Raw genomic sequence first — 25,564 nt, forward strand, 5'->3', positions numbered from 1 at the left:
GTGAGCCAAATGGAACGGACTTCGAACCTGCAACACCGGACGTTGGAAAACAGCACCAGCGGCTGGATCAACGGACTGATCGGTGTGGTGATTTTCAGCGGCTCGCTGCCGGCGACCAGGGTGGCGGTGCTGGAATTCGACCCGGTGTTCCTGACGGTTGCGCGGGCGACCATCGCGGCGGTCCTGGCGCTGTGCCTGCTGGGTCTATTCAAGGAAAAACGCCCGGCGCGCCAGCAACTGGTCCCGCTGATCATAGTCGCCCTTGGCGTGGTCATCGGTTTCCCCCTGCTGACAGCCCTGGCGTTGCAATACGTGACGTCCGCGCACTCCATCGTCTTCGTCGGCCTGTTGCCCCTGGCGACGGCGGTGTTCGGCGTGCTGCGCGGCGGCGAGCGACCACGGGCGGCGTTCTGGATTTTCTCGGTGCTGGGCAGCCTGTTGGTGGTCGGCTTTGCCCTGTCCCAGGGGCTGAGCGCCTCCCCGCAGGGCGACATCCTGATGCTGCTGGCGATCCTTGCCTGTGGCCTGGGTTATGCCGAAGGCGCGAAGCTGTCGCGCACCCTCGGTGGCTGGCAGGTGATTTCCTGGGCGCTGGTGCTGTCGCTGCCGGTCGTGGCGCTGCTCAGCTGGATGCGCATGCCGGTTTCGTTCAGCGGCATCAGCACGCCCGCCTGGTTCAGCCTGGCTTACGTCTCGCTGTTCAGCATGCTGATCGGTTTCGTGTTCTGGTATCGCGGCCTGGCCCAAGGGGGCATCGCCGCCGTTGGACAATTGCAGTTGCTGCAGCCGTTTTTCGGGTTGACCCTGGCGGCGACCCTGCTGCATGAACAGGTCAGCCTCGGCATGCTGGGTGTGACCGTCGCCGTGATCCTGTGCGTCGCCGGGGCGAAAAAATTCGCCAAATAAGCCCTGATACGGTGGTTTACGCCCATCACTGTATGGGTCTGACCCCCGCCGGGCTGTGATAAAAATAGCGCTCTTGCTACAGGAGCCGACCATGGACCTCGCCACCCTCACCCTGTTTCTGCCGGCCTGCTTCGCCCTCAACATGGCACCCGGCCCCAACAACCTGCTGTCGGTCAGCAATTCGACCCGCTATGGCTACCGCACCGCGTGCGTGGCCGGCATCGGCCGGTTGCTGGCGTTCGCCGGGATGATTGCCCTGGCCTCGGCGGGGTTGGCGGTGGTGCTGCAAACCTCAGAGCTGTTGTTCTACGCCATCAAGATCCTGGGGGCGGCGTATCTATTCTACCTCGCCTGGCAATTGTGGCGTGCCGATCCCGGTGTCGAGAACGTCGCCACCAGCGCACCAGCGGGCACCTTGGCACTGGCCCGGCAGGAGTTCCTGGTGGCGGCCGGCAACCCCAAGGCGATCCTGATCTTCACCGCGTTCCTGCCGCAATTCGTCGACTCGACCCAGGCCATTGCGCCGCAGTTCGTCGTATTGGGCGCGTTGTTCCTGGTGCTGGAATGGATCGCCATCGGCGCCTACGCCTACATGGGCCTGCACATGCGCCGCTGGTTCGCCAGGCCGTCCGGCAAGCGCCTGTTCAACCGCTGCTGCGCCGGGTTGCTGTCGGCGGCGGCTTCGATACTCCTGATGGCGCGCCGCGCCTGAAGGCTTTGCTTTTAATGTGGGAGCGGCGGTGCGGCGATCCCACAGGGTGAGATCAATTTCCAGTCCGGAATTCGCTGTCGATTTTCCGGTGGAGGTCCCCCATGACGCCCTCTATGCTGCGCCCATGAACCTACAAAAAACGCTGCTCCCGCCCCGCGCCGAGATGGTTCGCGCCATGCTCGAACGAGACACCTCCTACGAGGGCGTGTTCTTCACGGCGGTCAAGACCACCGGCATCTTCTGCCGCCCCGGCTGCACCGCTCGCAGCCCGAAGCCTGAGAATGTCGAGTTCTTTGCCAACGCGCAGCAATGCCTGGCGGCGGGCTACCGCGCCTGCCTGCGCTGCAAACCGCTGGACACCGCCGCCAGCGCGCCGGACTGGGTGCTGAGCCTGTTCAAATCGGTAGACGCCGACCCGGAGCAGCGCTGGACCGACGCCCAGCTACTGGCCCAAGGCATCGAGCCGCTGAAACTGCGTCGCTGGTTCAAGCAGCATTTCGGCATGACCTTCCACGCGTGGCTGCGCGCCCGGCGCCTGGGCACGGCGTTGGGCGGGATCAAACAGGGTGACTCCATCGACGCCGTCGCCTTCGATTCCGGCTACGAGTCCCTGAGCGGCTTTCGCGATGCCTTTCAAAAGTCGTTTCACATCACCCCGGGTCGCGCGGCCAACAGCGAGCCGCTGCTGTTCACCCGCCTGACCACCCCGCTGGGGCCGATGATCGCCATGGCCGAACGGCGCGGACTGGTGCTGCTGGAGTTTCTCGATCAGGCCTCACTGACCCCGTCGATCGAAGCGCTGCAAAACCGTTTTGGTTATGCCGTGGCCCCGGGGCACAACACCCATTTGCAGCAGATCGAAGCGCAATTGTCGGCGTATTTCGCCGGGACGCTGACTGAGTTCAGCGTTGCCCTGCACATGCCCGGCAGCGAGTTCTCCCGCCGCGTCTGGGCTGAACTGGCGAAGATCCCCTACGGCCAGACCACCACCTACGGCACCATAGCGGCGACGTTGGGCAAGCCCGGTGCCAGCCGGGCGGTAGGCCTGGCCAACGGGCATAACCGCTTATCGATTGTTGTGCCGTGCCACCGCGTGATTGGCGCCGACGGCTCGCTGACCGGCTACGCTGGAGGCCAGCCGCGCAAGGCGTTTCTGCTCAGGCTGGAAAACGCTGCGGTGCAGCTCACGGAGCAGTTGGCGCTCTGATCCCCCCACAGGCTTTTCATAAGGAAGGAAACTCGATGGACAGGCTCGACAATCAACTGCACCAACTGCATCACGAAGGTTTGCTGATCCTCACCAACGTCGCCGATGCCGCCGGGGCGCGACTGGTGGAGCAACTGGGCAACAAGGCGGTGGCCACCAGCAGCGCGGCGGTGGCCTGGGTGCATGGCTATCCGGACGGTAACACCCTGCCCCTTGAGCGTCTGGTCTCGACCGTCGAGTCGATTGCCCGGGTCATTTCGGTGCCGCTGACGGTGGACATCGAGGCCGGTTACTCCGATGACCTGGAACGGGTGGCACAGGTGGTTGACGCGGTGATCGCCGCCGGCGCGGTCGGGATCAATATCGAGGACGGTTCCTCGCCGCCGGAGTTGCTGGTACGCAAGATTGAAACCGCGCGCCAGGTGGCCGATCGACGTAACGTGAACCTGTTCATCAATGCGCGCACCGATGTCTACCTGCGCGGCCTGGTGCCTGCCGAAGACCGCGTCGCCGAAACCCTCAGGCGCGCCGCGCTGTATCAGGCGGCCGGTGCCAATGGCCTGTTTGCGGCGGGCGTTACCGCCGAGTATGAGATCAAGGCGCTGTGCCACGGCACCTCGTTGCCATTGAATGTACTGGGGTTCCCGGGCCTGCCGTCGCCCGAAGCGCTTGAAGCGCTCGGCGTACGCCGTCTGAGCGCCGGTTCCGGCATCGCCGAATTCCTCTACGGTGCCATGGCCGGTATTGCCCAAAGCTTTCTGCAAACCGGCAAGTTCGATAGCCACAACCTGAAGGCTTTCACCTATGGCGAAATCAACGCCCTGTTGAAACCGTCCGGGAAAGCCTGAGCCCATGGCCGACGGCTATCGGGCTGCCAGTGAGTTCCTGGCCGCCATCGATGACGACTGGCGCCGCCACATCGACGCCACCGGCCCCTGCCTGCACCAGCCGCATGCCGCGCGTGATCCCTATGAGTCGCTGGTGCGGGCGATTGCCTATCAGCAACTGCACGCCAAGGCCGGCGATGCGATTGTCGGGCGGCTGCTGGCGCTGTTCGGTTCGGGTGCCTTTCCCCGGCCTGAACAGATCGTCGCCACGGACTTCGACCGATTGCGCAGTTGCGGATTTTCCGCGAGCAAGATCGCGACCATCCAGGGTATCGCCCAGGCATCGCTGGACGGTGTGGTACCGGATTACGCCACGGCACTGGTCATGGACGATGAAGCGCTGATCGAGCGATTGATCACGTTGCGCGGGGTGGGGCGCTGGACGGTGGAGATGCTGCTGATCTACAGCCTGGAACGCCCGGACATCCTGCCCGCCGATGACTTTGGCGTGCGTGAGGGTTATCGCCGGCTCAAGGGGCTTCAGGTGCAGCCGACGCGCAAGCAGATGATCGAGATCGGCTCGGCGTGGAGCCCTTACCGGACGGTGGCGGCCTGGTATCTATGGCGGGTGCCCGGGCGGTAGACCGCGTTATCGTTCTTCGCGAGCAAGCCCGCTCCCACATTTGAAATGCAATCCCCTGTGGGAGCGGGCTTGCTCGCGAAGACGTCAGCCCAGTCAACACAGCATCACAACCCCGACTTCAACCGGCTGAACGCCCGGATCAACGCCCGGTTGAACGCCTTGCCATTGTCATTCTTGCTGTACAGCGAAGCCTTGACCGCGGCCGGTGGATACGTCCCCGGATCATTGCGGATCGCCGGGTCGATCAAGTCATCCGCCGCCGTGATCGCATTGGCGTAATGAATGGTGTCGGTGATCGGCGCAATCACTTGCGGGGTCATCAGGTAGTCCATTAATGCCAGGCCGGCCTTCGGATGCGGCGCATCCTTGGGAATGACCATGGCATCGAACCAGATCAACGTGCCCTCCTTCGGAATCCGGTACTGGAGCGAATAGGGTTTACCCGCCGCCTCGGCCTGGCCCGCCGCGATGCCCACGTTGCCGTTCCACGACATCGCCACGCAGGTGTTGCCGTTGGCCAGGTCGCTGATGTTCAGGTCGTTGTCGAAGTAGCGAATGTACGGCCGGATCTTCGCCAGTTGCTGCTCGGCGAGTTTCAGGTCGTCGAGGCTCTGGCGATTGATGTCTAGCCCCATGTACTTCATGACCGCCGCGAACACTTCATTGGGATCGTTGAGCAGGCTGACCCCGCAATCGGCGAATTTCGAGACCACGGCCGGGTCGAACAGCATCGCCCAACTGTCGGTCGGCGCGTCGGCCAGGCGCTGTTTCACGGCCTGCTCCTGATAACCCACGCCCGTGGTGCCCCAGGCGTAGATCCCGGCATAGCGGTTGCCCGGATCGAACACCGCCATGTGCTGGCGGAACTCCTCGCCGACGCCGGCGAAATGCGGCAGTTGCTGCTTGTCGACCGTCTGCACCGCGCCACTCTCGATGGCGCGCGACAGGTGCTGCCCCGCCGTCAACACCAGGTCGTAGCCACTGCGGCCGGTGAGCAGCTTGGTCTCGACGGTTTCCAGGGAATCGAAATGATCGACCACCACATGGATGCCGGTTTTTTCCTCGAAATTCTTCAAGGTGTCCGGGGCCAGGTACTCGCCCCAGATGTACAGGTTGACCACCGGTCTGGCGGTGTCGGCGGCCTGCACACACAGGGGTGCAAGCACCAGCAGTATTGCTTGAGTCAGTTTGTGCAGGCCCATATTCAAACTCCCTTTTTGTTGCAAGCAGTGCCGGCGTACTGCGGCATGGTGATGCACGCGACGTTGCCGCCGCCGAGGAGGATCTCCCGGGAGTTTTCGATGCCGACGATGCTGTGTTTCGGAAACAGTTCGGCCAGGGTCGCCAGCGCCACCTTGTCGTTGCGATCACCAAACAGCGGCACCACGATGGCGCTGTTGCCGGCGTAGTAGTTGATGTACGAGGCGCAGATCTTGGTCCCGGCCTGGCGGGTATGGGTGCTGTCCTGCTGGTCCAGCCCTTCGGCTTCTTCGGCCGTCCATTCCAGCACATCCGGCTGCGGCAGCTTGTGCACGATCAGCTCGCGGCCGCGACTGTCGCGGGTGCTGCGCAGGATGTCATAGGCTTCCTGATAGATTTCCCACTGTGGGTCGTCGCGGTTGTCGGTCCATTGCAGCACCACTTCACCGGGGCGCACGAAGCAGGCGAGGTCGTCGACGTGGCCATCGGTTTCGTCGAACTTGCAGCCCCGCGGCAACCAGATCACCTGCTCGGCGCCGAGGTAGTCGGTGAGTCGACGGGTGACTTCGTCCTTGCCCAGATGCTGGTTGCGGTTGCGATTGAGCAGGCATTGCTCGGTGGTGAGGATGCTGCCCTGGCCGTCGCTCTGGATGCCGCCCAGTTCGGCAATCAAGGGGGCGCGATAGCGGTCGAAGCGTTCGATTTCGAGGATCTTGCTGGCGATCTGGTCGTCCTTGTCCCACGGGTAGTACAGGCCGCCGTCGAGCCCGCCGTAGGCATTGAATTCGAAGTCGACGCCGCGCACTTCGCCGCTCTGGTCATTGACCACGAAGCACGGGCCGCTGTCGCGGAACCAGGTGTCGTTGCAGGTCATTTCCACCACACGCACCTGCGGCGGCAACTGGCGGCGCGCGGTGGCGAACTGTGCCGCCGAGGCGCACACGGTGACCGGCTCACTCATGGAAATGGCAGTGACGATCTGCACCCAGACTTTCTGCGCAGGCTTGGCACCGTTGCGCCAGACGTCGGTGCGCTCCGGCCAGCCGAGCCAGCAACCGGACTTGGCTTCGAATTCGCCGGGCAGACGGAAACCGTCCTGTTTGGGAGTGGTGTCGAGCAAACGGGCCATGGTCAAACCTCTTAGGCAGGGATTGGAATGACCACAGGCTAAGGGCGTTGGCGACTGGCTCGCCAACGATGATTATTTCGGAATACTTGAATTCAACTCATCAATCGAGCAACTGATCGTTGAACCACTCCAGCATCTGCGCCACTGCCGGACGTTCCAGCCGCACCCGTTCGCACACCAGCGCGTATTGTCCCAGGGCAGTCATGCTCGATGTAAACGGCCGCACCAGGCGGCCGCTGAGCAAGTCTTCCTGGGCCGTCAGGTTGTCGCCCATGGCCACGCCCTGCCCTTGTGCCGCCGCCTCCAGCGCCAGACCCGCATGGGCGAAATACAACTGGCGGTCGGGGCGCTGGTCACCGGCATGGCTGGTGAGCCACGCGGTCCAAGTCTTGCCGTCCTGGTCGTCGTGCAGCAGGCAATGGCGGGCCAGGTCCTTCGGGGTTTTCAGCATGCCCTGGTTGAACAGGCCGGGGCTGCACACCGGGAAGAACTGCAACGCCGGCAGCGGCCGGACGAAATACGCGCTGCTGTCCACCGGGCCGGTGCCGTAGGTGATCGCCAGGTCAATGTCTTCCCCCGGCGCCGTGGCGTCGATCGGTTGTTCGTACAGGTGCAGGGTGATGTGCGGATAGCGCGCATAGAAATCCGTGAGACGGCTCATCAGCCACTTTTGCGCCAGCTCGGCGGTCACCGCCAGACGCAACACCGCCAGGGATGACGGATCACGCAGTTCGTCGCAGGCATCGCCAATCAGTTCGAACGCCTGCTGCAAACTCTGCATCAGGCGCCCGGCGGCCAGGGTCGGGCGAATCTGCCGGCCTTCGCGCACGAACAGCGGCACACCGAGCTGCTCCTCGAGTTGGCGAATCTGGTGGCTAACCGCGCTGTCGGTGACACACAACTCGGCTGCCGCCCGGCCGAAATGAGCATGGCGGGCGGCGCATTCGAAGGTTCGCAGGGCTGCCAGGGAAGGTAATCGTCGCATCAGGTCGTGTCCCGGTTTCGAGGGGGACATGCTGACTTGGCCTTTGGCAGGCGTCCAGTGGGACCGCGTTATCGTTCTTCGCGAGCAAGCCCGCTCCCACAGGGGATCGCATTCAAAATGTGGGAGCGGGCTTGCTCGCGAATGGGCCGGCCCATTCACCACAAATCCACCCGCCCATCACCTTCCCTTATGGATCATGACATCCACCCGCACCCGGCACATGCTGGACGTGACCCGCGCACAAAGCGGCGAAGCCGAACTCACCCTGGCTTTTCTCGCCTGTCGAGTCACGCTAACGGTCTAGGCTTTTCCGGGTACGCTCAAGACAGCCGGAGGCTCCCATGCAACTCGAAGGTTCCTGCCATTGCGGCGCGGTGTCGTTCAGCCTGACCTGCGCCCACCCCTACCCGTACCAGCGTTGCTACTGTTCGATCTGCCGCAAGACCCAGGGCGGTGGCGGCTATGCGATCAACCTCGGTGGCGATGCCGCCAGCCTCAAGGTGCGCGGGCGCAAGCACATCGCGATTTACCATGCGCGGCTCAAGGAAGAAGGCGACAAACGCGCCCACAGCAGCAGCGCCGAGCGGCATTTCTGTGCGGTCTGCGGCTCGGGCCTGTGGCTGTTCAGCCCGCAGTGGCCGGAATTGATTCATCCGTTCGCCTCTGCCATCGACACGCCGCTGCCGGTGCCGCCGGAACACACGCACCTGATGCTCGGCTCGAAAGCGCCGTGGGTGGAGGTCCAGGCGCAGCCCGGGGATCAGCAGTTCGATCTGTACCCTGAAGAATCCATCGCCCAGTGGCATCAGCGTCTCGGCCTGGCTCGCCGAGAATAGTTATCAGTTTTTTCCAGGCTGCAGTTCCCCTTTGCATGTTTCGTTCGGTTAACCCCTCAGAAGCACTTCAACTACCGATCGATTTGATGCAAAGGGATCCCCATGTCGCACCCGCTTGTCGCCCGTTTCCGTTTTGCCCTGTGCCCTCTGGCCTTGCCCGCCGCCCTGCTGAGCCTCGCCGCCCACGCCGCTGATACCGATGCCGAGAAGAAGCCGGCGAAGGACGACGGCGTACTGCAGCTGGGCGCAACGAACATTTCCGCCCAGGCGCTGGGCGCCACCACTGAAGGCACCCACTCCTACACTACCGGTTCAACGTCTTCGGCCACCGGCCTGCCCCTGTCGATCCGCGAAACGCCGCAATCGGTGACCGTCATCACCCGCCAGCAGATGGACGACCGCGGCGTGCAGACCATCGGCGACGCGCTACGCAACACCCCCGGCATTTCGACGCAGAAGTACGACAGTGACCGCACCGAGTTTTCCGCCCGTGGCTTTGCCATCACCAACTTTCAGTACGACGGCATCAACATCCCCTATGACGGCGTCTACGGTGAAAACCCCAGCAACAGCGACGACGCCTCCAGCCTGGACCGCATCGAAATCGTCAAGGGTGCGACCGGCCTGATGACCGGATCGGGCGACCCGTCCGCCACCGTCAACCTGATCCGCAAGAAGCCGACCAAGGAATTCAAGGCGTCGATCAGCGGCACCGTCGGTTCGTGGGATGCCTATCGCAGCGTCGGCGACATTTCCGGTTCACTGAACGATTCCGGCAGCGTACGTGGCCGCTTTGTCGGCGCTTATTCCGACAAGAACTCCTACCAGGATCACTACAGCCAGAAGAAGGACCTGTTCTACGGCGTCCTCGAAGCCGACCTGACGCCCGACACCCTGCTGACCTTCGGCGTCGACAAGTCCAGCGCCACTCCGCGCGGCTCGTCCTGGACCGGCAACCCGGTTTACTTTTCGGACGGCGGCCGTACCGACTTCCCTCGTCACTTCAACCCGGGCGCCGACTGGAGTCGTCGCGACTTCGACGACATCACCTACTTCGCCTCCCTGGAACAGGCCCTGGCCAACGACTGGACGTTCAAGGCCACTGTCGACCAGAAAACCACCGATCACGACACTCGCCTGGCCTCGGCCAGTGGCGGCAACCCGGACCGTGCCACCGGTGAAGGCATGTTCCTGTACTGGGGTCGCTGGGAAGGTCATCGGGTGCAAAACACCGCTGACGTGAACGTCACCGGCCCCTTCTCCCTGGGTGGCCGCGAGCATGAACTGGTGGCCGGCTTCATGGCCTCCCACTCGCGCCAGACCGGCGCGACCTTCGACACCAGTGCCTTCGCCATGGTCCCGGGGAGCATCTACGACTGGAACGGCGATCTGCCGGAACAGGACTTCCCGAAGAACGGCAAGTACGAACGCACCCAAAGCCAGAACGGCCTGTACCTGGCCACGCGCCTGCACGCGACCGATGACCTGTCGATCATCCTCGGCAGCCGCTTGAGCACCTTCAAGTACAACGAAGACTATTCGTACTACCCGAGTGCGGGACTCGATGACACCCATGCCAGCTACAAGGAACATGGCGTGGTCACGCCTTATGCCGGTGTGGTCTATGACCTGGACGACACCTACTCGGCCTACGCCAGCTACACCAGCATCTACCAGCCGCAAACCTACAAAGACATCAACGGTTCGACCCTGGCACCGGTCGAAGGCGACAGCTACGAAGCCGGCCTGAAAGCCGCCTACTTCGACGGGCGACTGAATGCCAGCCTGGCCCTCTTCCGCATCGAGCAAGACAACCTCGCTGAATCGATCGGCACCAATCCGGTGACCAACGAAGGCATCTACAAAGCCGTCGACGGCGCGACCACCAAAGGCGTGGAACTGGAACTGGCCGGTGAAGTGGCCGAGGGCTGGAACGTATCGGCCGGCTACACCTACGCCCGCACCCGTGACGCTGATGAACAGCGCATCTTCGGCTTCCCGCTGTCCACCAGCAAACCGGAACACGTCGTGCGTACGTTCACCACCTACCGCCTGCCCGGCGCACTGGACAAGGTGACCATCGGTGGCGGCATCAGCTGGCAGAGCGCGTTCTACGGCAAGATCTACAGCCCGACCGTGGGCGACTACACCCGCATCAAGCAAGGTGGATACACCCTCGTCGACCTGATGAGCCGCTACCAGTTCAACGAGAACCTGAGCTTCACCGTCAACTCCAACAACGTCTTCGACAAACGCTACCTGACGGGCCTGGGCAACTTCGACACCACGTACTACGGCGAACCACGCAACGTGATGTTGACCACCACGTGGGATTTCTGAAGCTGGACACCTGACAAAAAACCGGCCAGAAAGGCTAAAGCCAGTCAGTCAAGCCCGCTCCCACACTGGATCCCGGCGTTTATGAGATCCTCTGTGGGAGCGCGTCGGAACCACACCAGCTGATCAGGCTGCAGCCGGTACGCCGCTATGGAAACGGAATTCCACATCCGGGGATTCGATCAGTTCCTGTTCGGCGGCGCGGACCTTGTCGATCACCTGGGCGATGTCCCTGGCGTCGCCATACTGGTAGGCCAGTTTCAGGTAACCCTGGAAATGCCGGGCCTCGCTCTTGAGCAGGCCGAAATAGAACTTGCCCAGTTCTTCGTCCAGATGCGGCACCAGCGCTTCGAAACGCTCGCAACTGCGGGCCTCGATGAAGGCGCCCACCACCAAAGTGTCCACCAGCTTCACCGGCTCGTGACTGCGCACCACCTTGCGCAGGCCCGACGCATAACGCCCGGCGGACAGCTGGCGCAGGGCAATCTTGCGGCGCTTCATCAGGCGCATGACCTGCTCGTGGTGCACCAGTTCTTCCCGGGCCAGGCGCGACATCATGTTGATCAGGTCGACGTGGGAATGGTACTTGGCGATCAGGCTCAACGCGGTGCTGGCGGCCTTGAATTCGCAGTTCTTGTGGTCGATCAGCAAGGTTTCCTGATCGGCCAGCGCGGCTTGAACCCAGCCGTCGGGGGTGCGGCAGCCAAGGAACTCGTGAATTTCGGGAAGGATCATGGGGCTCACGGACAAATAGGTTCAAAACGAAGGGCGCCGATTATACCGGCCTGCCCGCAGACCACCAGTCGCCAACCGTTGATATGCATCAAGTCCCCGAATCGCAGGCAGCAACTATAGTTGTGCAACGCCGTGCTTTTTAATTTTCAGGAGATCGCACTCATGCAAGCCGTACGCAGCATTCTGGTGGTCATCGACCCCGAACACTCCGAAAGCCTGGCGCTCAAACGGGCGAAGCTGATCGCCGGGGTGACCCAGGCGCAGTTGCATCTGCTGGTATGCGACCCCAAGCATGATCACAGTGGCCTGTTGGGTGTGCTCAAGGCCGCTTTGACGGAGGACGGCTACAGCGTCACCACCGAGCAAGCCTGGAACCACAGCCTGCATCAAACCATTGTCGAGGTTCAGCAAGCCGAAGGCTGCGGTCTGGTGGTGAAGCAGCACTTTCCCGACAACGCCTTGAAAAAGGCCCTGCTGACACCCGAAGACTGGAAATTGCTGCGCCAATGCCCTTCCCCGGTACTGCTGGTGAAAACCGCTGGCTCATGGAAAGACAAAGTGATCCTGGCCGCTGTCGACGTCGGCAACACCGACCTCGAACACCGCCACCTGCACGACACCATCATCAATCATGGTTATGAAATCGCAACCCTGGCCAAGGCCCGTTTGCACGTGATCAGCGCCCACCCGTCGCCGATGCTGTCGTCGGCCGACCCGACGTTTCAACTCAGCGAAACCATCCAGGCGCGCTACCGCGAGCAATGCAAGTCGTTCCAGGCCGAGTACGACATCGACGATGAACACCTGCACATCGAGGAAGGCCCGGCGGACGTGTTGATTCCGTTCATGGTGCACAAGCTGCAGGCGGCCGTGACCGTCATCGGCACCGTGGCCCGTAGCGGGTTGTCAGGCGCGTTGATCGGCAATACGGCGGAAGTGGTGCTCGATGCGGTCGAGAGCGATGTGCTGGTGCTCAAGCCGACGGAGATCGAGGATCATCTCGAGGAGATTGCCGGCAAGTATTGAGATAGGTGGTGATTGAAAGGCCGTCTTCGCGAGCAAGCCCGCTCCCACAGAGGATTTGTGAACGACGCAAATCCCCTGTGGGAGCGGGCTTGCTCGCGAAGCTTTTAAAAATCAGCCTTCAAACGCGTCCTTGAGGAACCCCGGCGCTATGTAGCGCTGGTAGTGCGCCTCGGAGAGCAGGAAAAACTCCCGATCAATGGCATCGCGCAGTTCCGGCAGGTTCCAGTCGCGAAACTCCGGCAGCAACACCATCCCGTAGGCTTCCAGGTTGTTGATCACCCGCGCCCCCCGGGCGATCAACTGGTAGGCCCAGCAATATTCTGACTGATGGGGTACGAAACGGATCTTGCGTTGCTCCAGCTGCATCCGCAGCTGCGCCGGATCGAAAACTTCCACCTTGGCGGCCATCACTTGCGACAGCAATTGCTCAAGACGCAGCCATACAGCGCGCTTTTCCTCCTCGTTGTAACCGTTCCAGTGGATCACTTCGTGGTGGAAACGCTTGCAGCCACGGCACACCAGGTCACCGTAAACAGTGGAGCAAAGGCCGACGCACGGCGTCTTGATGGTCTGATTGGGCATAGGTAGGCAAAACGCGAAAAAGCAGAACAGGCCGGCATGTTAGACCTTTGTCCACCATTGATCACCCCTCAAAGTTCAGGGCCATGGCTAAATCGGCGTTTAGCGGCCGCCACCAAAGTCCAATAAAACCCGACTTACCTTAAATTTTTTTTTGCCGTAGAATCAGCCTGCCTTTTTAGGCGCCAATGTCCGTTAGAAGCTGTTTTCAAAGCGTCACGAGCACAGTCGTTCCTTCAGAGCGGTGTTGGCGAGGGGTTTTTCCAGCGGGGAAAAGCCCAACGCCAACCCTCATCAGCTCCCGTTCTGCAGGCGTAAAACTTTGAAAGCAGCTTCTGTAAGGAATTGTCGGTAATTCTGGCTAAGTGGCTCACAACGCCATGCAGCGCATGAGTACGGCAATTTCGGGATGAGCGTCCCGGACACCCATTTGGGACCACTGATGAGGGTAATAACTGTGCTTGAAGCCTACCGCAAACATATCGAAGAGCGCGCAGCACTGGGTATCGTTCCCCAGCCGCTAAACGCCGAACAAACTGCAGGCCTGGTCGAGCTGCTGAAAAATCCCCCGGCTGGCGAAGAAGCATTCCTCGTTGACCTGATCACCAATCGCGTTCCGCCTGGAGTGGACGAAGCAGCCTATGTCAAGGCCGGCTTCCTGTCCGCCATCGCCAAAGGCGAAGCCAACTCCCCCCTGATCGACAAGAAGCGCGCTGTTGAACTGCTCGGCACCATGCAGGGCGGCTACAACATCGTGACCCTGGTGAACCTGCTGGACGACGCCGAACTGGCGCCAGTAGCCGCCGAAGAACTCAAGCACACCCTGCTGATGTTCGATGCCTTCCACGACGTCGCTGAAAAAGCCAAGAACGGTAACGTTCACGCCAAAGGCGTGCTGCAATCCTGGGCTGACGGCGAGTGGTTCGTGAAGCGCCCGACCCTGGCCGACAAGATCAGCCTGCGCGTGTTCAAGGTCACCGGCGAAACCAACACCGACGACCTGTCCCCTGCGCCTGATGCCTGGTCCCGTCCGGACATCCCGCTGCACGCCCTGGCCATGCTGAAAATGGCTCGCGACGGCATCGTGCCTGACGCACAAGGCGTCACCGGCCCGATGAAGCAGATCGAAGAAATGCGCAACGCCGGCTTCCCGATCGCCTACGTCGGCGACGTGGTCGGTACCGGTTCTTCGCGTAAATCGGCCACCAACTCCGTACTGTGGTTCTTCGGCGACGACGTTCCTTACGTGCCGAACAAGCGTGCCGGCGGTTTCTGCTTCGGCAGCAAGATCGCTCCGATCTTCTACAACACCATGGAAGATGCTGGCGCACTGCCAATCGAATTCGACGTTTCCAACATGCACATGGGCGACGTGATCGACCTGTACCCGCATGCTGGCAAAGTCTGCAAGCACGGCACCGACGAAGTCCTGACCACCTTCGAAATGAAGACCCCGGTCCTGTTGGACGAAGTTCGTGCCGGCGGCCGTATTCCGCTGATCATCGGCCGTGGCCTGACCGAGAAGGCTCGCACTGAGCTGGGCCTGCCACCTTCGACCCTGTTCAAGAAGCCTGAAGCTCCGGCTGAAAGCACCAAGGGTTTCACCCTGGCGCAGAAAATGGTCGGCAAGGCTTGCGGCGTGACCGGCGTTCGTCCGGGCACCTACTGCGAACCGAAGATGACCACCGTGGGCTCCCAGGACACCACAGGTCCAATGACCCGTGACGAACTGAAAGACCTGGCGTGCCTGGGCTTCTCGACCGATCTGGTGATGCAGTCCTTCTGCCACACCGCGGCTTATCCAAAGCCGATCGACGTGACCACCCACCACACCCTGCCTGACTTCATCATGACCCGCGGCGGTGTTTCCCTGCGTCCGGGCGACGGCATCATCCACTCGTGGCTGAACCGCATGCTGCTGCCGGACACCGTCGGTACCGGTGGTGACTCCCACACCCGTTTCCCGATCGGCATCTCGTTCCCGGCCGGTTCCGGTCTGGTCGCGTTCGCCGCAGCCACCGGCGTCATGCCGCTGGACATGCCTGAGTCGGTCCTGGTTCGCTTCAAGGGCGAACTGCAGCCAGGCGTCACCCTGCGTGACCTGGTTCACGCCATTCCTTACTACGCGATCCAGGCTGGCCTGCTGACCGTAGAGAAGAAAGGCAAGAAGAACGCCTTCTCCGGTCGCATCCTGGAGATCGAAGGCCTGCCTAAGCTGACCGTCGAGCAAGCGTTCGAACTGTCCGACGCCTCGGCTGAACGTTCGGCTGCCGGTTGCACCATCCAGCTGTCCAAAGAGTCGATTGCCGAATACCTGCAGTCCAACATCACCCTGCTGCGCTGGATGATCGGCGAAGGCTACGGCGATGCCCGTACCCTGGAGCGTCGTGCCCAGGCGATGGAAGCCTGGCTGGCCAACCCTGAGCTGATGGAAGCGGACAAGGACGCCGAGTACGCCGAAATCATCGAGATCGACCTGGCCGACATCAAGGAGCCTGTGCTCTGCGCGCCGAACGACCCGGACGACGCCCGCCTGCTCTCCAGCGTTGCTGGCGAGAAGATCGACGAAGTGTTCATCGGTTCGTGCATGACCAACATCGGTCACTTCCGCGCTGCCGGCAAGTTGCTGGAACAGGTCAAGGGTCAGCTGCCAACCCGTCTGTGGCTGTCGCCGCCGACCAAGATGGACGCTCACCAACTGACCGAAGAAGGCTACTACGGCATCTACGGCAAGGCCGGCGCGCGCATGGAAATGCCGGGCTGCTCGCTGTGCATGGGTAACCAGGCACGTGTAGAGCCGAACTCGACTGTCGTGTCGACTTCGACCCGTAACTTCCCGAACCGTCTGGGTGACGGCGCGAACGTCTACCTGGCTTCGGCTGAGCTGGCATCCGTGGCTTCCATCCTGGGTCGCCTGCCGACCGTCGAGGAGTACATGGAATACGCTGGCAAGATCGACAGCATGGCGGCCGATGTCTACCGCTACCTGTCCTTCGACCAGATCGCCGAGTTCCGTGAAGCTGCTGCGAACGCCAACATCCCGGTCGTTCAAGCCTAACGTTGCAACGCAATGAAAAACGCCGCCCATCGTGAGATGAGCGGCGTTTTTTTATGCATCCAGTTCAAACACCCAAATTCCTGTGGGAGCGGGCTTGCTCGCGAAAGCGGCGTGTCAGTCCATACAAATACCGACTGACACTCCCTCTTCGCGAGCAAGCCCGCTCCCACAGGGTTATACGTTCAGCTTTAGGGCTTGTTGCACTGCACCATCAACACTTAGCCCGCTCAAAACCACCCCGTTAGCCCCCACCTGCGGCAACGTCGCCAACGCCGCTTGTGCCTCGTCCTTCAGACGCGCCAGGATCAGGCTCTGGCCTTCCTGATGCACATGCACGAAAAATCCCTGCAACGTCTCAATGCTGGTGCCATCCAGATCCGGCGACTCCTCCAGGCTGAGAATCACCGTATGAATCGGCGTTTGCGAATGCCGGATCAAGTGCAAGGCAGCGCTGAGAATCCGCTCGACATTGGCAAAGAACAACGCTTCAACCGGCCGCACAATCAACACGCCAGGCACGGCCTGGGCCGTTGGATGGCGTTGCAGGTCGACAAAGTCGTGACCGCCATCGATGCGCCCGAGAATCTGGATATCCGCCGCCGACAGTTGCTTGAGCATCAGCAACACACTGATCGCCACCGCCACCAGCAAGCCGTCCAGCACACCCAGTAGCAATACCGCACCCACGGCGCAGATCACCAGCAAGCGGTCACGGCGCCAGATGAAATAGCGTCCCAGCGGTTGCAGGCTCAAGCCACGCCCCAACGCATGGATAACGATGGCGGCGAGAATCGGTTCCGGTGTCAGGGCGATGTACGGCAGCACCGTCAGGACAATGAGCAGTACCACCAGCGCCGCCACGATACCGGCCAGGCGTGAAGTGGCACCGGCGGCCTCATTGGCCGACGTCGCCGAATACCCCGCGCCCGCCGGCATGCCGTGGAACAGACCGGACAGCAGGTTGGAAGCACCCAGCGCCAGCAGGTCGCGGTTCGAGGTGACGCGATCACCGTGTTTGAGCGCATAGGCACTGATCGAGCCATACGACTCGGCATACAGAATCATCACCATGGCGAACGCCAGCTCACCCAGACGCAACCAGTCGGCAAACGGCAGTACCGGCAGCTTCGGCACCTCCAGGCTCAGGTCGATCAAGCCGATCAGTTTCACGCCATAGGCCGGCAGGTCCAGCCACTGCCCCGCCGCGATGCCGATCACCACCACCAGCAAACCACCCGGCAGGCGCCGGAACCGCGCGAACAGCCATAACAAGGCCAATGCCACGGCGCCGACCGTGGCTGCGACCCAGTTCCATTGCGGCAGTTGTGCCAGCAATTGCGGCAGAAAACCCACCAGGTTGGCTTCGGTCAGATGCACGCCTACCACGCTGGCGACCTGCTTGAGAATGATGGTCAACGCCAGGCCAAAGGCAAAACCACGCAGCACCGGCTTGGCGATGAACGAGGTCACGCTGCCGAGCTTGAACAGCCCGGCCAACAGGAAAAACGCCCCGGTCACCAGTACCAGGCCGATGGCCAGGGTCGAGCGAAGCTCAGGGTCACCATTGGCCAGGGTGGCGGTCGCGGCGGCCAGCACGGCGGCGGAGGATGAAGTGGCCGAGACAATGGCAAAACGGCTGGTGCCGAACAGGCCATAACACAGCAACCCGGCAAACAGGGCGATCACCCCGGCCTGGGGCGCCACTGCGGCGATGCTTGAATAGGCGACGGCTTCGGGCAACAACAGGCCGGCTATCGACAACCCGGCCAACAGGTCCTGCCAGCGCTTGGGTTGCTCGGTGGGGGTTGCGTTGGGGGCGCTCGACAATCGAATGTCTCCAGGCGAAAAAAAGCCGCTGCACGTATCACGTGCAGCGGCCACTGTAGCTGAAAATCAAAAGATCGCAGCGTTACGCGCTCAACGAATAAATCAACGCGGTAATCGCCACCAGGCCCACCGCCGTCACGAAAACGTTGGACGCCTGACCGCGATAGCGTGCCATCGCCGGCACCTTGCGGATGGCGTACATCGGCATCAGGAACAGGATCGCCGCGATCACCGGGCCACCAAGGGTTTCGATCATGCCCAGGATGCTCGGGTTCAGCGTGGCGACGATCCAGCACACCACCAGCATGAACGCGGCGGTCATGCGGTCCAGGGCCTTGGCGGACGGACGCTTGCCGCTCTTGACGATCAGCCCCTTGAGACCTTCGCTGGCGCCGATGTAGTGCCCCAGGAACGACTTGGAAATGGCCACAAAGGCAATCAACGGCGCCGCAAAGGCGATGGTCGGGTTGCTGAAGTGGTTGGCCAGGTACGACAGGATCGACAGGTTCTGCGCCTTGGCTTCAGCCAGTTGCGCTGGCGACAGGGTCAGCACGCAACTGAAGACGAAGAACAGCACCATCACCACCATCAACAAGTGGGCGCGGGACAGGATCTGCGAGCTGCGCTCCTCGGCATGCTCCCCGTAGCGACGCTTCTGGTCCACGGCGAAGGCCGAGATGATTGGCGAGTGGTTGAACGAGAACACCATCACCGGAATCGCCAGCCACAGGGTGTGCAACAGCGCCGAGGGTGCCGGCACGCTGCTGGCGGTGGTCAGGATGCCGCCGTTCCAGTGCGGAACCAGGTACACCGCCAGGAACAGCAAGGCGACGATGAACGGATAGACCATCAGGCTCATGGCCTTGACGATCAGTTGCTCACCGCAACGCACCACCGCCAGCAGGCCGAGGATCAGCACCAGCGACAGCACGGCGCGCGGTGGCGGCGTGATGTGCAGTTGATGCTCGAGGAAGCTGCCCACGGTGTTGGTCAGGGCCACGCTGTAGATCAGCAGGATCGGGAAAATGGCGAAGAAGTACAGCAAGGTGATCAGCGCACCGGCCTTGATGCCGAAATGCTCTTCCACCACTTCCGTGATGTCGGCGCCTTCGCGACCGGACAACACAAAGCGGGTCAGCCCGCGGTGCGCGTAGAACGTCATCGGGAACGCCAGCAACGCCAGGATCAGCAGCGGCCAGAAACCGCCGAGGCCCGCATTGATCGGCAAAAACAGGGTGCCCGCACCAATCGCCGTGCCAAACAGGCCCAGCATCCACGTGGTGTCCTGGCGATTCCAGCTCGAAAGCGTTGCGGGTGTTGCTGCTACATAGCGTTTGTTGACGCTATTGGCCTGATCATTCATCCGGTGGGATCTCCACATTCCGGTCACTTGCCACCCGGTCAGAACGCGTCGGAATACCCGACAGGCAGCGCCCTGACCGGAACAGGGGCGCGATTCTGGAGGATTAGTGAACAGAAGCAAAGACTTAGGTGAGGAACGGCGGTACCAGATTGACGAAAAAATCCTGTGGGAGCGGGCTTGCTCGCGAAAGCGGTGTGTCAGACACATCAATGCTGAATGTGCCGCCGTCTTCGCGAGCAAGCCCGCTCCTACAGGTTTTCTGTTTGTTTTCGAGATCGCCATCGGCATTTCATCATCCGCACTTGATAAAGGTCTACCATCATGTATTTTTAAACAACCTGCATTCCTCCTGGAGTCTTCCCATGCCACTGGTTCGCGTCGACATCAAAAAACATCAGGACCCCACCCACGCCAAACGCATCGGCCAACTGATCTACGCCGCCATGCACAGCACCATCGGCGTGCCGGAGAACGATAATTTCCAGATACTCGCCGAACACGATGAGCAGCATTTCATCTTTGATCCCGGTTACCTGGGTATCGACCGCACGGACCAGTTGGTGGTGATCCAGATCACCATGAGCGAAGGGCGAACCGTCGAGCAGAAAAAACGCCTCTACAAAACCATCGCCGAAAGCCTTCACACAGAGCTGGACGTGCGCCTGGAGGATGTTTTCATCAATCTGGTGGAAGTCAAAAAAGAGAACTGGTCGTTCGGCAACGGAATTGCCCAATACGCCCTCTGATATTCAACCTGCAACCGAGAAAGCCCCATGCCCCGCGTTTCCCGCAAACAAGCCGACCTCAACCGCGAGACCATCGTCGATGCCGCCACGCGGCTGTTCCGCGAACGCGGCTTGCACGGGATCAGTGTGGTCGATGTGATGGCCGCCGCGGGCCTGACCCACGGCGGCTTCTACGGGCACTTCGAATCCCGCGAAGCCCTGGCGCAAGAGGCCAGTGGCCGGGCCTTCGAGCAGGCCGCGCAACGCTGGCAAGCACGGGTGGCCGATCAGGAGAGCAAGGACACCGCCCGCCGCGCCGTGGTCGGAACGTACCTGTCCAGCGAAAGCCGGGACAATCCGGGCGACAGCTGCCCGGTGGTGGCCTTTGCCGGGGACATGTGCCACGAGACCGCCGAGAGCGGTTTGCGTCAAACCTATCTGCAGGGCCTGAACAACCTGCTCGACTCCCTGGGCTCACTGCTCGACACCGAAGACGAAGCCGACAAACGGCAGCAGGCGTTGGTGCAGTATTCACTGATGTTCGGCGCGCTGATGTTGTCCCGGGCAACCCGCGGCGATCCACTGTCGGATGAAATTCTCGAGGCTGCACGGGCAGCACTCTCAGCGTCGTCTTTACGCATTCCCGGGAAACTGTAGGAGCCAGCTTGCTGGCGATGGACTCCAGTGCGCCGCGTTCATCCAGCTCACACGCGTTATCGTTAACGACCATCGCTGGCAGGCCAGCTCCTACACACGCAGTTCCGCATGAAATGGCGCAGACTGCGATCGCCGGCGGTTGCCAAGCTATCCTGAAATCAGCAATCTCAAGCGACGTTCGAGCCGATTTTCCGATGCCCACAGGGAGCCAAGCATGCCTGTAACCGTTCTGGTACTGGTTGAAACCATCAATGATTACCTGCCTATCCTCGAACATCAGGGCTTCCACCTGATACTGGCCCCGACGCCCGCCGAGCGTGCCGAAGCCATCGCCCGCCACGCCGGGCAGATCGACGCCGTCCTGACCCGTGGACCATTGGGGCTGTATGCCGATGAAATCGCCGCGCTGCCCAAACTCAAGATCATCTGCGTGATCGGCGCCGGCTATGAACACGTCGACCTGCAGGCCGCCGCCGACCGGGGCATCACCGTCACCAATGGTGCCGGGGTCAACGCCTCGTCCGTCGCCGACCATGCCATGGCGCTGCTGCTGTCGCTGGTACGCGATGTGCCCCGCTGTGATGCCGCCGTTCGGCGAGGCGAGTGGCCGAAGATCATGCGCCCTTCCCTCGCCGGCAAGCGCCTGGGCATCCTCGGCCTCGGCGCGGTCGGCATGGCCATCGCCAAACGTGCCGGTGCCGGCTTCGACATGAGCATCGGCTATCACAACCGCCAACGTCGCAGCGATGTGCCCTACACGTTCTGCTCGACCCCGACCGAACTGGCGCGCGCCTCGGACTTCCTGATCGTCGCCACGCCCGGCGGCCTGGGCACCAAGCACCTGATCAATCGCCAGGTGCTCGACGCCTTGGGCCCCCAAGGTTTCATCGTCAACATCGCTCGGGCCAGTGTGATTGCCACCGCTGACCTGATCACCGCCCTGGAGCAACGCCGGATCGCCGGCGCCGCGCTGGATGTGTTCGACGCCGAACCGAAGGTGCCGGATGCGCTCAAGACCCTGAGCAACGTGATCCTCACGCCCCATGTCGCCGGACTGTCCCCGGAAGCCACCCAGGGCACCGTCGAACTGGTGGGCAAGAACCTCGTGGCGTTTTTCTCCAGCCAACCGGTGCTGACGCCGATCGACTTGCCGCCGGCCAGGAGCCGGGTCGTTCATTGACGGCAATTCAAACAGCTGTATCAAAAACAATGATTGGCCGGCAACACGCTCACCTATAAGAGCCGATCGCGGTTGTGGCTGCGGGGTGTGCGCATTAGATTAGCCAATAGTTTCAGGCCTCCAGAATAAGCAGAAGGGATAAGCATGGCGCTTACTGACCAGTCCACCCGTATCCGCACCGGCGAAGAGCTCGATGCCAGCCTGATCGATCCATACCTCAAGGCCCATATACCGGGGCTCAGCGGTTTGCCGAAGATCAGCCAGTTCCCGGGCGGCGCTTCAAACCTCACCTACTTGCTGGAATACCCCGAACAGGAGTTCGTCCTGCGTCGCCCGCCCTTCGGCCACAAGGCCAAGTCGGCTCACGACATGGGCCGTGAATTCCGCATCCTCAATCAACTGCGCGACGGATTTCCGTACTGCCCGAAAGCCTACGTGCACTGCACCGACGAATCGGTGATCGGTGCCGAGTTCTACGTGATGGAACGGGTCAACGGCATCATCCTGCGCTCCGACCTGCCGCCGGAACTGGGGCTGGACTCAGCGAAAACCGAAGCCCTGTGCAAGAGCTTCATCGACAAGTTCGTCGAACTGCACCAGGTCGACTACAACGCCTATGGCCTCGGTGACCTCGGCAAGCCAGAAGGCTACGTGGCGCGCCAGATCAAAGGCTGGAGCGATCGCTACGAGAAGGCCCTGACCCCCGATGCGCCACAATGGGAAAAGGTGAAAGCCTGGCTCAACGACAAGATGCCGGCCGACCATCCGACCTCCAGCATCGTGCACAACGACTACCGCTTCGACAACGTGATCCTCGACCCGGCCAACCCGATGCAGATCATCGGCGTGCTCGACTGGGAGCTGACCACCCTGGGCGATCCGCTGATGGACCTGGGCAACACCCTCGCCTACTGGATCGAAGCCGATGATCCGGCACCGGTGCAGATGATGCGCCGCCAGCCAAGCCACGCGCCGGGCATGTTGACCCGCCGCGAGTTCGTCGATTACTACGCCCAACGCTCGGGCATCCAGATCGACAACTTCGACTTCTACTACACCTACGGCCTGTTCCGTCTGGCCGGCATCGTGCAGCAGATCTACTACCGCTTCTACCACGGCCAGACCCAGGACAAACGCTTCGCGCAGTTCATTCACATGAACAAGCTGCTGGAGCAGATGAGCCTGCAGGTCATCCAGAAATCCAGCCTTTGACCGTACGCGATCCCTGTGGGAGCGAGCCTGCTCGCGATGATCGTGAACGATAACGCGCACTGACCGGCTTCAACTGAACAGCATTGGCCGCACACGGCATTTGACTCGATAACAAGACTTTTCATAAGGGAATCCCATGTCCAAGACTCAGTTGTTCGACCTCGACGGCAAGATCGCTTTCGTCTCCGGTGCCAGCCGTGGCATCGGTGAAGCCATCGCCAAACTGCTGGCCCAGCAAGGCGCCCACGTGATCGTCTCCAGCCGCAAGCTTGAAGGCTGCCAGCACGTCGCCGACGCCATCATCGCTGCCGGCGGCAAGGCCACCGCCATCGCCTGCCACATCGGCGAAATGGAACAGATCAGCCAGGTCTTCGCCGGCATCAAGGAACAGTTCGGCCGCCTCGACATCCTGGTCAACAACGCCGCGACCAACCCGCAATTCTGCAACGTCCTGGACACCGACCTCAGCGCTTTCCAGAAAACCGTCGACGTGAACATCCGCGGCTACTTCTTCATGTCGGTCGAAGCCGGCAAGCTGATGCGCGAAAACGGTGGTGGCAGCATCATCAACGTCGCGTCGATCAACGGCGTTTCGCCGGGGATCTTCCAGGGCATCTACTCGGTGACCAAGGCGGCGGTGATCAACATGACCAAGGTGTTCGCCAAGGAATGCGCGCAGTTCGGGATTCGTTGCAATGCCCTGCTGCCGGGCCTGACCGACACCAAGTTTGCTTCGGCGCTGGTGAAGAATGAGGCGATCTTGAACACGGCGCTGCAGCAGATTCCGTTGAAGCGCGTGGCGGACCCGAGTGAGATGGCGGGGGCGGTGCTGTATTTGGCGAGTGATGCTTCCAGTTATACGACTGGGGTTTCGTTGAATGTGGATGGCGGGTTCTTGTCCTGATTGAGTATTTTGACTGAAAAAGCAGCCGATGGCGTTCTTGAAGTCGCTATCGGCAGCTATCGAGCATGTAGTCCCAGCCATGGGGGAGGCACTGGCATCGCAGAACCAAAGTGCGTAGGCCGCACAGTGGAGCTCCAGTTAAACGGGGAGCCCCTTGAGCACTTTTCAAATGGCAATACAGCAGCGTGTCAGCTAATTTTTATCTGCAATCGCGCCATGGAAACTTGACCTGTTACTTCGGTCGTTTTAGCGACAATTTCGACAAGCCTGCCAGATTGAGAATAATGAACCCCACTGACAGAGGATGCCCTCCCCGACGCATTGGATATTGCTGTCTCATCGCCAAAATCGGGCTTCGTAAACACGACACTTACTCCTTCAACCGGGTTTTGAATTGGAAGATCCTTGACTCTCACGTTAAGCCCTATAAGTTCCCCGGCCTTGACAACAAGAGGACCATCAGAGCTGGGAGGAGGAAAAGGATGTTGCCCACTTGCATCAAAGAAACTCAATTCGTATTTACCTGGGGTCACCGCCCCCATTATGCCCAGAGGCCTAGAAGGTAACTTATCGAACGACGCCTCGATAAAACTTCTTAGCTCCGCACCTGACCCTGTACACCTGCATTCCCAGGTAGCCCCTTTCACGGGATCTAAAGTCTGAGCAACCTCACGGCCGGGTGTTATCAAAAGAAAATCAGGTCTGTCCGCTTTCAGCTTGACCTTGTCGGGAACAGTGACTCCGGGTTTGGGCATGAGTGTGATCGTATGCAGGCCCCATGAAGTGAAAGGAGCGTCCCGACCGCTTGTCAACGGCTTGCCATCGATCTGTACGCTAACGTAGTCCGCTACAGGCCTTGCAGAGGTCAACCTGCAAATAGGCAGATCCAAGGCATCGGTCATGCCGTCGCCGTGCAGGCTCAACCGAAAGGCTCCATCGCCCTTCACACCAGTTACGGTCCACACGTAGTCCGTCTGCGGCAAAAGAAAATCAGGCTCGCTCTTCAATTCAAGGTCAGGACCCTCGATAGTCGAACAATTGAGTGCAATTGGCAGAGATCTTAATGGGCTGTCAGGTTTGATTTCCAACGTTAGCACCCAGCTGTCCCCTACTTTGAAATCGCTACCCTCTACAGGAACGGGTACACCGCCAATCAAGGCTTCAGCCTCATCGCCCAGGTTGCTCGAAATCACCAGGCTTCGGTGATCCCACACCGGATCCACTTCCCGGCTATAAAAAACCAGGGTGATAAGGCCGCTCTTGTCAGCCTCCGGTGTAATTATCCAAGTGAATTTGCCATTATTGGGGGCAACCCAATCTTTAAAATCCGGCGATGCATCGATGTTCAAACCTCCATTCGCAGGCAGTCCCAGCCTGACCGTCATGACGAGCTCGGGTGGATTCTCCACTGTCACTTCGTTCTCCTGCCCACGGAGCAAAACGGGTTTTGCGCCCCTTTCCACTTTCTTGCCGTTGATCAACAACGTGGCTAGTTCCCAAGGGTTTGATACAGCGG

General features: G+C 61.2%; 21 protein-coding genes and 1 pseudogene. 14 read left to right on the forward strand and 8 right to left on the reverse strand.

Annotated features, from left to right (window positions below):
* The first annotated feature begins 9 nt into the window (after window positions 1-9).
* The 5 genes from PMI26_RS10315 to PMI26_RS10295 all read left to right on the forward strand — a co-directional run bounded on the left by PMI26_RS10315 (window position 10) and on the right by PMI26_RS10295 (window position 4,295).
* On the forward strand, window positions 10-906 hold the full coding sequence (locus PMI26_RS10315) for a DMT family transporter (RefSeq protein ID WP_007976279.1): 897 nt from the start codon (window positions 10-12) through the stop codon (window positions 904-906).
* Window positions 907-997: 91 nt separating this feature from the next.
* Window positions 998-1,618 (forward strand): LysE family translocator, encoded by a 621-nt coding sequence (locus PMI26_RS10310; protein WP_007976281.1) that lies wholly within the window; start codon window positions 998-1,000, stop codon window positions 1,616-1,618.
* Window positions 1,619-1,742: 124 nt separating this feature from the next.
* Window positions 1,743-2,825 carry a bifunctional transcriptional activator/DNA repair enzyme AdaA gene (locus PMI26_RS10305; protein ID WP_033048037.1) on the forward strand — a complete coding sequence of 361 codons (1,083 nt, stop codon included), beginning with the start codon at window positions 1,743-1,745 and terminating at the stop codon, window positions 2,823-2,825.
* Between the two features lie 35 nt (window positions 2,826-2,860).
* Window positions 2,861-3,673: an isocitrate lyase/PEP mutase family protein gene (locus PMI26_RS10300; RefSeq protein ID WP_007976284.1), complete on the forward strand. Its 813-nt coding sequence runs from the start codon at window positions 2,861-2,863 to the stop codon at window positions 3,671-3,673.
* 4 nt (window positions 3,674-3,677) lie between these two features.
* Window positions 3,678-4,295: a DNA-3-methyladenine glycosylase family protein gene (locus PMI26_RS10295; protein ID WP_007976285.1), complete on the forward strand. Its 618-nt coding sequence runs from the start codon at window positions 3,678-3,680 to the stop codon at window positions 4,293-4,295.
* Window positions 4,296-4,399: 104 nt separating this feature from the next.
* Here PMI26_RS10295 and PMI26_RS10290 read toward each other — a convergent pair whose 3' ends face one another.
* The 3 genes from PMI26_RS10290 to PMI26_RS10280 form a co-directional block, all read right to left on the reverse strand.
* Entirely contained in the window at window positions 4,400-5,497 is a 1,098-nt protein-coding gene (locus PMI26_RS10290; protein ID WP_007976287.1) for an extracellular solute-binding protein, read from the reverse strand.
* A gap of 2 nt (window positions 5,498-5,499) precedes the next feature.
* On the reverse strand, window positions 5,500-6,624 hold the full coding sequence (gene aguA, locus PMI26_RS10285; protein ID WP_007976289.1) for an agmatine deiminase: 1,125 nt from the start codon (window positions 6,622-6,624) through the stop codon (window positions 5,500-5,502).
* Window positions 6,625-6,724: 100 nt separating this feature from the next.
* Entirely contained in the window at window positions 6,725-7,609 is an 885-nt protein-coding gene (locus PMI26_RS10280; protein ID WP_007976291.1) for a LysR substrate-binding domain-containing protein, read from the reverse strand.
* 341 nt (window positions 7,610-7,950) lie between these two features.
* Here PMI26_RS10280 and PMI26_RS10275 point away from each other — a divergent pair, with 341 nt between their 5' ends.
* Window positions 7,951-8,445 carry a GFA family protein gene (locus PMI26_RS10275; RefSeq protein ID WP_007976295.1) on the forward strand — a complete coding sequence of 165 codons (495 nt, stop codon included), beginning with the start codon at window positions 7,951-7,953 and terminating at the stop codon, window positions 8,443-8,445.
* A 102-nt stretch (window positions 8,446-8,547) separates the two neighbouring features.
* The gene (locus PMI26_RS10270) at window positions 8,548-10,785 is read left to right on the forward strand and encodes a TonB-dependent siderophore receptor (RefSeq protein ID WP_007976297.1); all 2,238 of its coding nucleotides are present in this window, start codon (window positions 8,548-8,550) and stop codon (window positions 10,783-10,785) included.
* A gap of 123 nt (window positions 10,786-10,908) precedes the next feature.
* Here PMI26_RS10270 and PMI26_RS10265 read toward each other — a convergent pair whose 3' ends face one another.
* A complete protein-coding gene (locus tag PMI26_RS10265) occupies window positions 10,909-11,517 on the reverse strand; it encodes a tRNA-(ms[2]io[6]A)-hydroxylase (protein ID WP_007976299.1) in 609 nt (202 codons plus the stop codon).
* 162 nt (window positions 11,518-11,679) lie between these two features.
* Here PMI26_RS10265 and PMI26_RS10260 point away from each other — a divergent pair, with 162 nt between their 5' ends.
* Window positions 11,680-12,543, forward strand: a complete 864-nt coding sequence (locus tag PMI26_RS10260) for a universal stress protein (protein WP_007976301.1) — start codon at window positions 11,680-11,682, stop codon at window positions 12,541-12,543.
* A gap of 111 nt (window positions 12,544-12,654) precedes the next feature.
* Here PMI26_RS10260 and PMI26_RS10255 read toward each other — a convergent pair whose 3' ends face one another.
* Window positions 12,655-13,125, reverse strand: a complete 471-nt coding sequence (locus PMI26_RS10255; RefSeq protein ID WP_007976303.1) for a DUF1289 domain-containing protein — start codon at window positions 13,123-13,125, stop codon at window positions 12,655-12,657.
* 454 nt (window positions 13,126-13,579) lie between these two features.
* Here PMI26_RS10255 and acnB point away from each other — a divergent pair, with 454 nt between their 5' ends.
* Window positions 13,580-16,180: a bifunctional aconitate hydratase 2/2-methylisocitrate dehydratase gene (gene acnB / locus PMI26_RS10250; protein WP_033048038.1), complete on the forward strand. Its 2,601-nt coding sequence runs from the start codon at window positions 13,580-13,582 to the stop codon at window positions 16,178-16,180.
* A 174-nt stretch (window positions 16,181-16,354) separates the two neighbouring features.
* On the opposite strand, the gene PMI26_RS10245 is transcribed toward acnB, so the two are convergent.
* Both PMI26_RS10245 and PMI26_RS10240 read right to left on the reverse strand, forming a co-directional pair.
* A complete protein-coding gene (locus PMI26_RS10245) occupies window positions 16,355-18,007 on the reverse strand; it encodes a SulP family inorganic anion transporter (protein WP_007976308.1) in 1,653 nt (550 codons plus the stop codon).
* Between the two features lie 82 nt (window positions 18,008-18,089).
* On the reverse strand, window positions 18,090-19,370 hold the full coding sequence (locus tag PMI26_RS10240) for a serine/threonine transporter (RefSeq protein WP_007976310.1): 1,281 nt from the start codon (window positions 19,368-19,370) through the stop codon (window positions 18,090-18,092).
* A 362-nt stretch (window positions 19,371-19,732) separates the two neighbouring features.
* Between PMI26_RS10240 and PMI26_RS10235 the strand changes: the two genes are divergently transcribed.
* The 5 genes from PMI26_RS10235 (at window position 19,733) to PMI26_RS10215 (ending at window position 24,048) form a co-directional block, all read left to right on the forward strand.
* Window positions 19,733-20,116, forward strand: coding sequence for a tautomerase family protein (locus PMI26_RS10235; RefSeq protein ID WP_007976311.1), 384 nt, complete (start codon window positions 19,733-19,735; stop codon window positions 20,114-20,116).
* Window positions 20,117-20,143: 27 nt separating this feature from the next.
* Window positions 20,144-20,752, forward strand: a complete 609-nt coding sequence (locus PMI26_RS10230; protein WP_007976314.1) for a TetR/AcrR family transcriptional regulator — start codon at window positions 20,144-20,146, stop codon at window positions 20,750-20,752.
* Between the two features lie 214 nt (window positions 20,753-20,966).
* On the forward strand, window positions 20,967-21,932 hold the full coding sequence (locus PMI26_RS10225) for a 2-hydroxyacid dehydrogenase (RefSeq protein ID WP_007976316.1): 966 nt from the start codon (window positions 20,967-20,969) through the stop codon (window positions 21,930-21,932).
* Between the two features lie 144 nt (window positions 21,933-22,076).
* On the forward strand, window positions 22,077-23,144 hold the full coding sequence (locus PMI26_RS10220) for a phosphotransferase family protein (protein WP_007976318.1): 1,068 nt from the start codon (window positions 22,077-22,079) through the stop codon (window positions 23,142-23,144).
* Between the two features lie 136 nt (window positions 23,145-23,280).
* Window positions 23,281-24,048 carry an SDR family oxidoreductase gene (locus tag PMI26_RS10215; RefSeq protein WP_007976320.1) on the forward strand — a complete coding sequence of 256 codons (768 nt, stop codon included), beginning with the start codon at window positions 23,281-23,283 and terminating at the stop codon, window positions 24,046-24,048.
* A gap of 188 nt (window positions 24,049-24,236) precedes the next feature.
* Here the strand turns inward: PMI26_RS10215 and PMI26_RS30120 are convergent.
* Window positions 24,237-25,564, reverse strand: a pseudogene (locus PMI26_RS30120) (hypothetical protein); the annotation flags it as partial.

The organism is Pseudomonas sp. GM33 (genome assembly GCF_000282295.1).
In the GTDB taxonomy this organism is placed as follows: Bacteria; Pseudomonadota; Gammaproteobacteria; order Pseudomonadales; family Pseudomonadaceae; genus Aquipseudomonas; species Aquipseudomonas laurylsulfatiphila.

Bases quoted from the DNA above. Each gene is read 5' to 3' on its own strand.
- PMI26_RS10260 (WP_007976301.1), top strand. From the start codon at position 11,680: ATGCAAGCCGTACGCAGCATTCTGGTGGTCATCGACCCCGAACACTCC.
- PMI26_RS10305 (WP_033048037.1), top strand. From the start codon at position 1,743: ATGAACCTACAAAAAACGCTGCTCCCGCCCCGCGCCGAGATGGTTCGC.
- PMI26_RS10315 (WP_007976279.1), top strand. From the start codon at position 10: ATGGAACGGACTTCGAACCTGCAACACCGGACGTTGGAAAACAGCACC.
- PMI26_RS10230 (WP_007976314.1), top strand. From the start codon at position 20,144: ATGCCCCGCGTTTCCCGCAAACAAGCCGACCTCAACCGCGAGACCATC.
- PMI26_RS10275 (WP_007976295.1), top strand. From the start codon at position 7,951: ATGCAACTCGAAGGTTCCTGCCATTGCGGCGCGGTGTCGTTCAGCCTG.
- PMI26_RS10290 (WP_007976287.1), bottom strand. From the start codon at position 5,497: ATGGGCCTGCACAAACTGACTCAAGCAATACTGCTGGTGCTTGCACCC.
- PMI26_RS10215 (WP_007976320.1), top strand. From the start codon at position 23,281: ATGTCCAAGACTCAGTTGTTCGACCTCGACGGCAAGATCGCTTTCGTC.
- PMI26_RS10300 (WP_007976284.1), top strand. From the start codon at position 2,861: ATGGACAGGCTCGACAATCAACTGCACCAACTGCATCACGAAGGTTTG.
- PMI26_RS10270 (WP_007976297.1), top strand. From the start codon at position 8,548: ATGTCGCACCCGCTTGTCGCCCGTTTCCGTTTTGCCCTGTGCCCTCTG.
- PMI26_RS10280 (WP_007976291.1), bottom strand. From the start codon at position 7,609: ATGCGACGATTACCTTCCCTGGCAGCCCTGCGAACCTTCGAATGCGCC.
- PMI26_RS10240 (WP_007976310.1), bottom strand. From the start codon at position 19,370: ATGAATGATCAGGCCAATAGCGTCAACAAACGCTATGTAGCAGCAACA.
- PMI26_RS10295 (WP_007976285.1), top strand. From the start codon at position 3,678: ATGGCCGACGGCTATCGGGCTGCCAGTGAGTTCCTGGCCGCCATCGAT.
- PMI26_RS10255 (WP_007976303.1), bottom strand. From the start codon at position 13,125: ATGCCCAATCAGACCATCAAGACGCCGTGCGTCGGCCTTTGCTCCACT.
- PMI26_RS10225 (WP_007976316.1), top strand. From the start codon at position 20,967: ATGCCTGTAACCGTTCTGGTACTGGTTGAAACCATCAATGATTACCTG.
- PMI26_RS10235 (WP_007976311.1), top strand. From the start codon at position 19,733: ATGCCACTGGTTCGCGTCGACATCAAAAAACATCAGGACCCCACCCAC.
- aguA (WP_007976289.1), bottom strand. From the start codon at position 6,624: ATGGCCCGTTTGCTCGACACCACTCCCAAACAGGACGGTTTCCGTCTG.
- PMI26_RS10220 (WP_007976318.1), top strand. From the start codon at position 22,077: ATGGCGCTTACTGACCAGTCCACCCGTATCCGCACCGGCGAAGAGCTC.
- PMI26_RS10310 (WP_007976281.1), top strand. From the start codon at position 998: ATGGACCTCGCCACCCTCACCCTGTTTCTGCCGGCCTGCTTCGCCCTC.
- PMI26_RS10265 (WP_007976299.1), bottom strand. From the start codon at position 11,517: ATGATCCTTCCCGAAATTCACGAGTTCCTTGGCTGCCGCACCCCCGAC.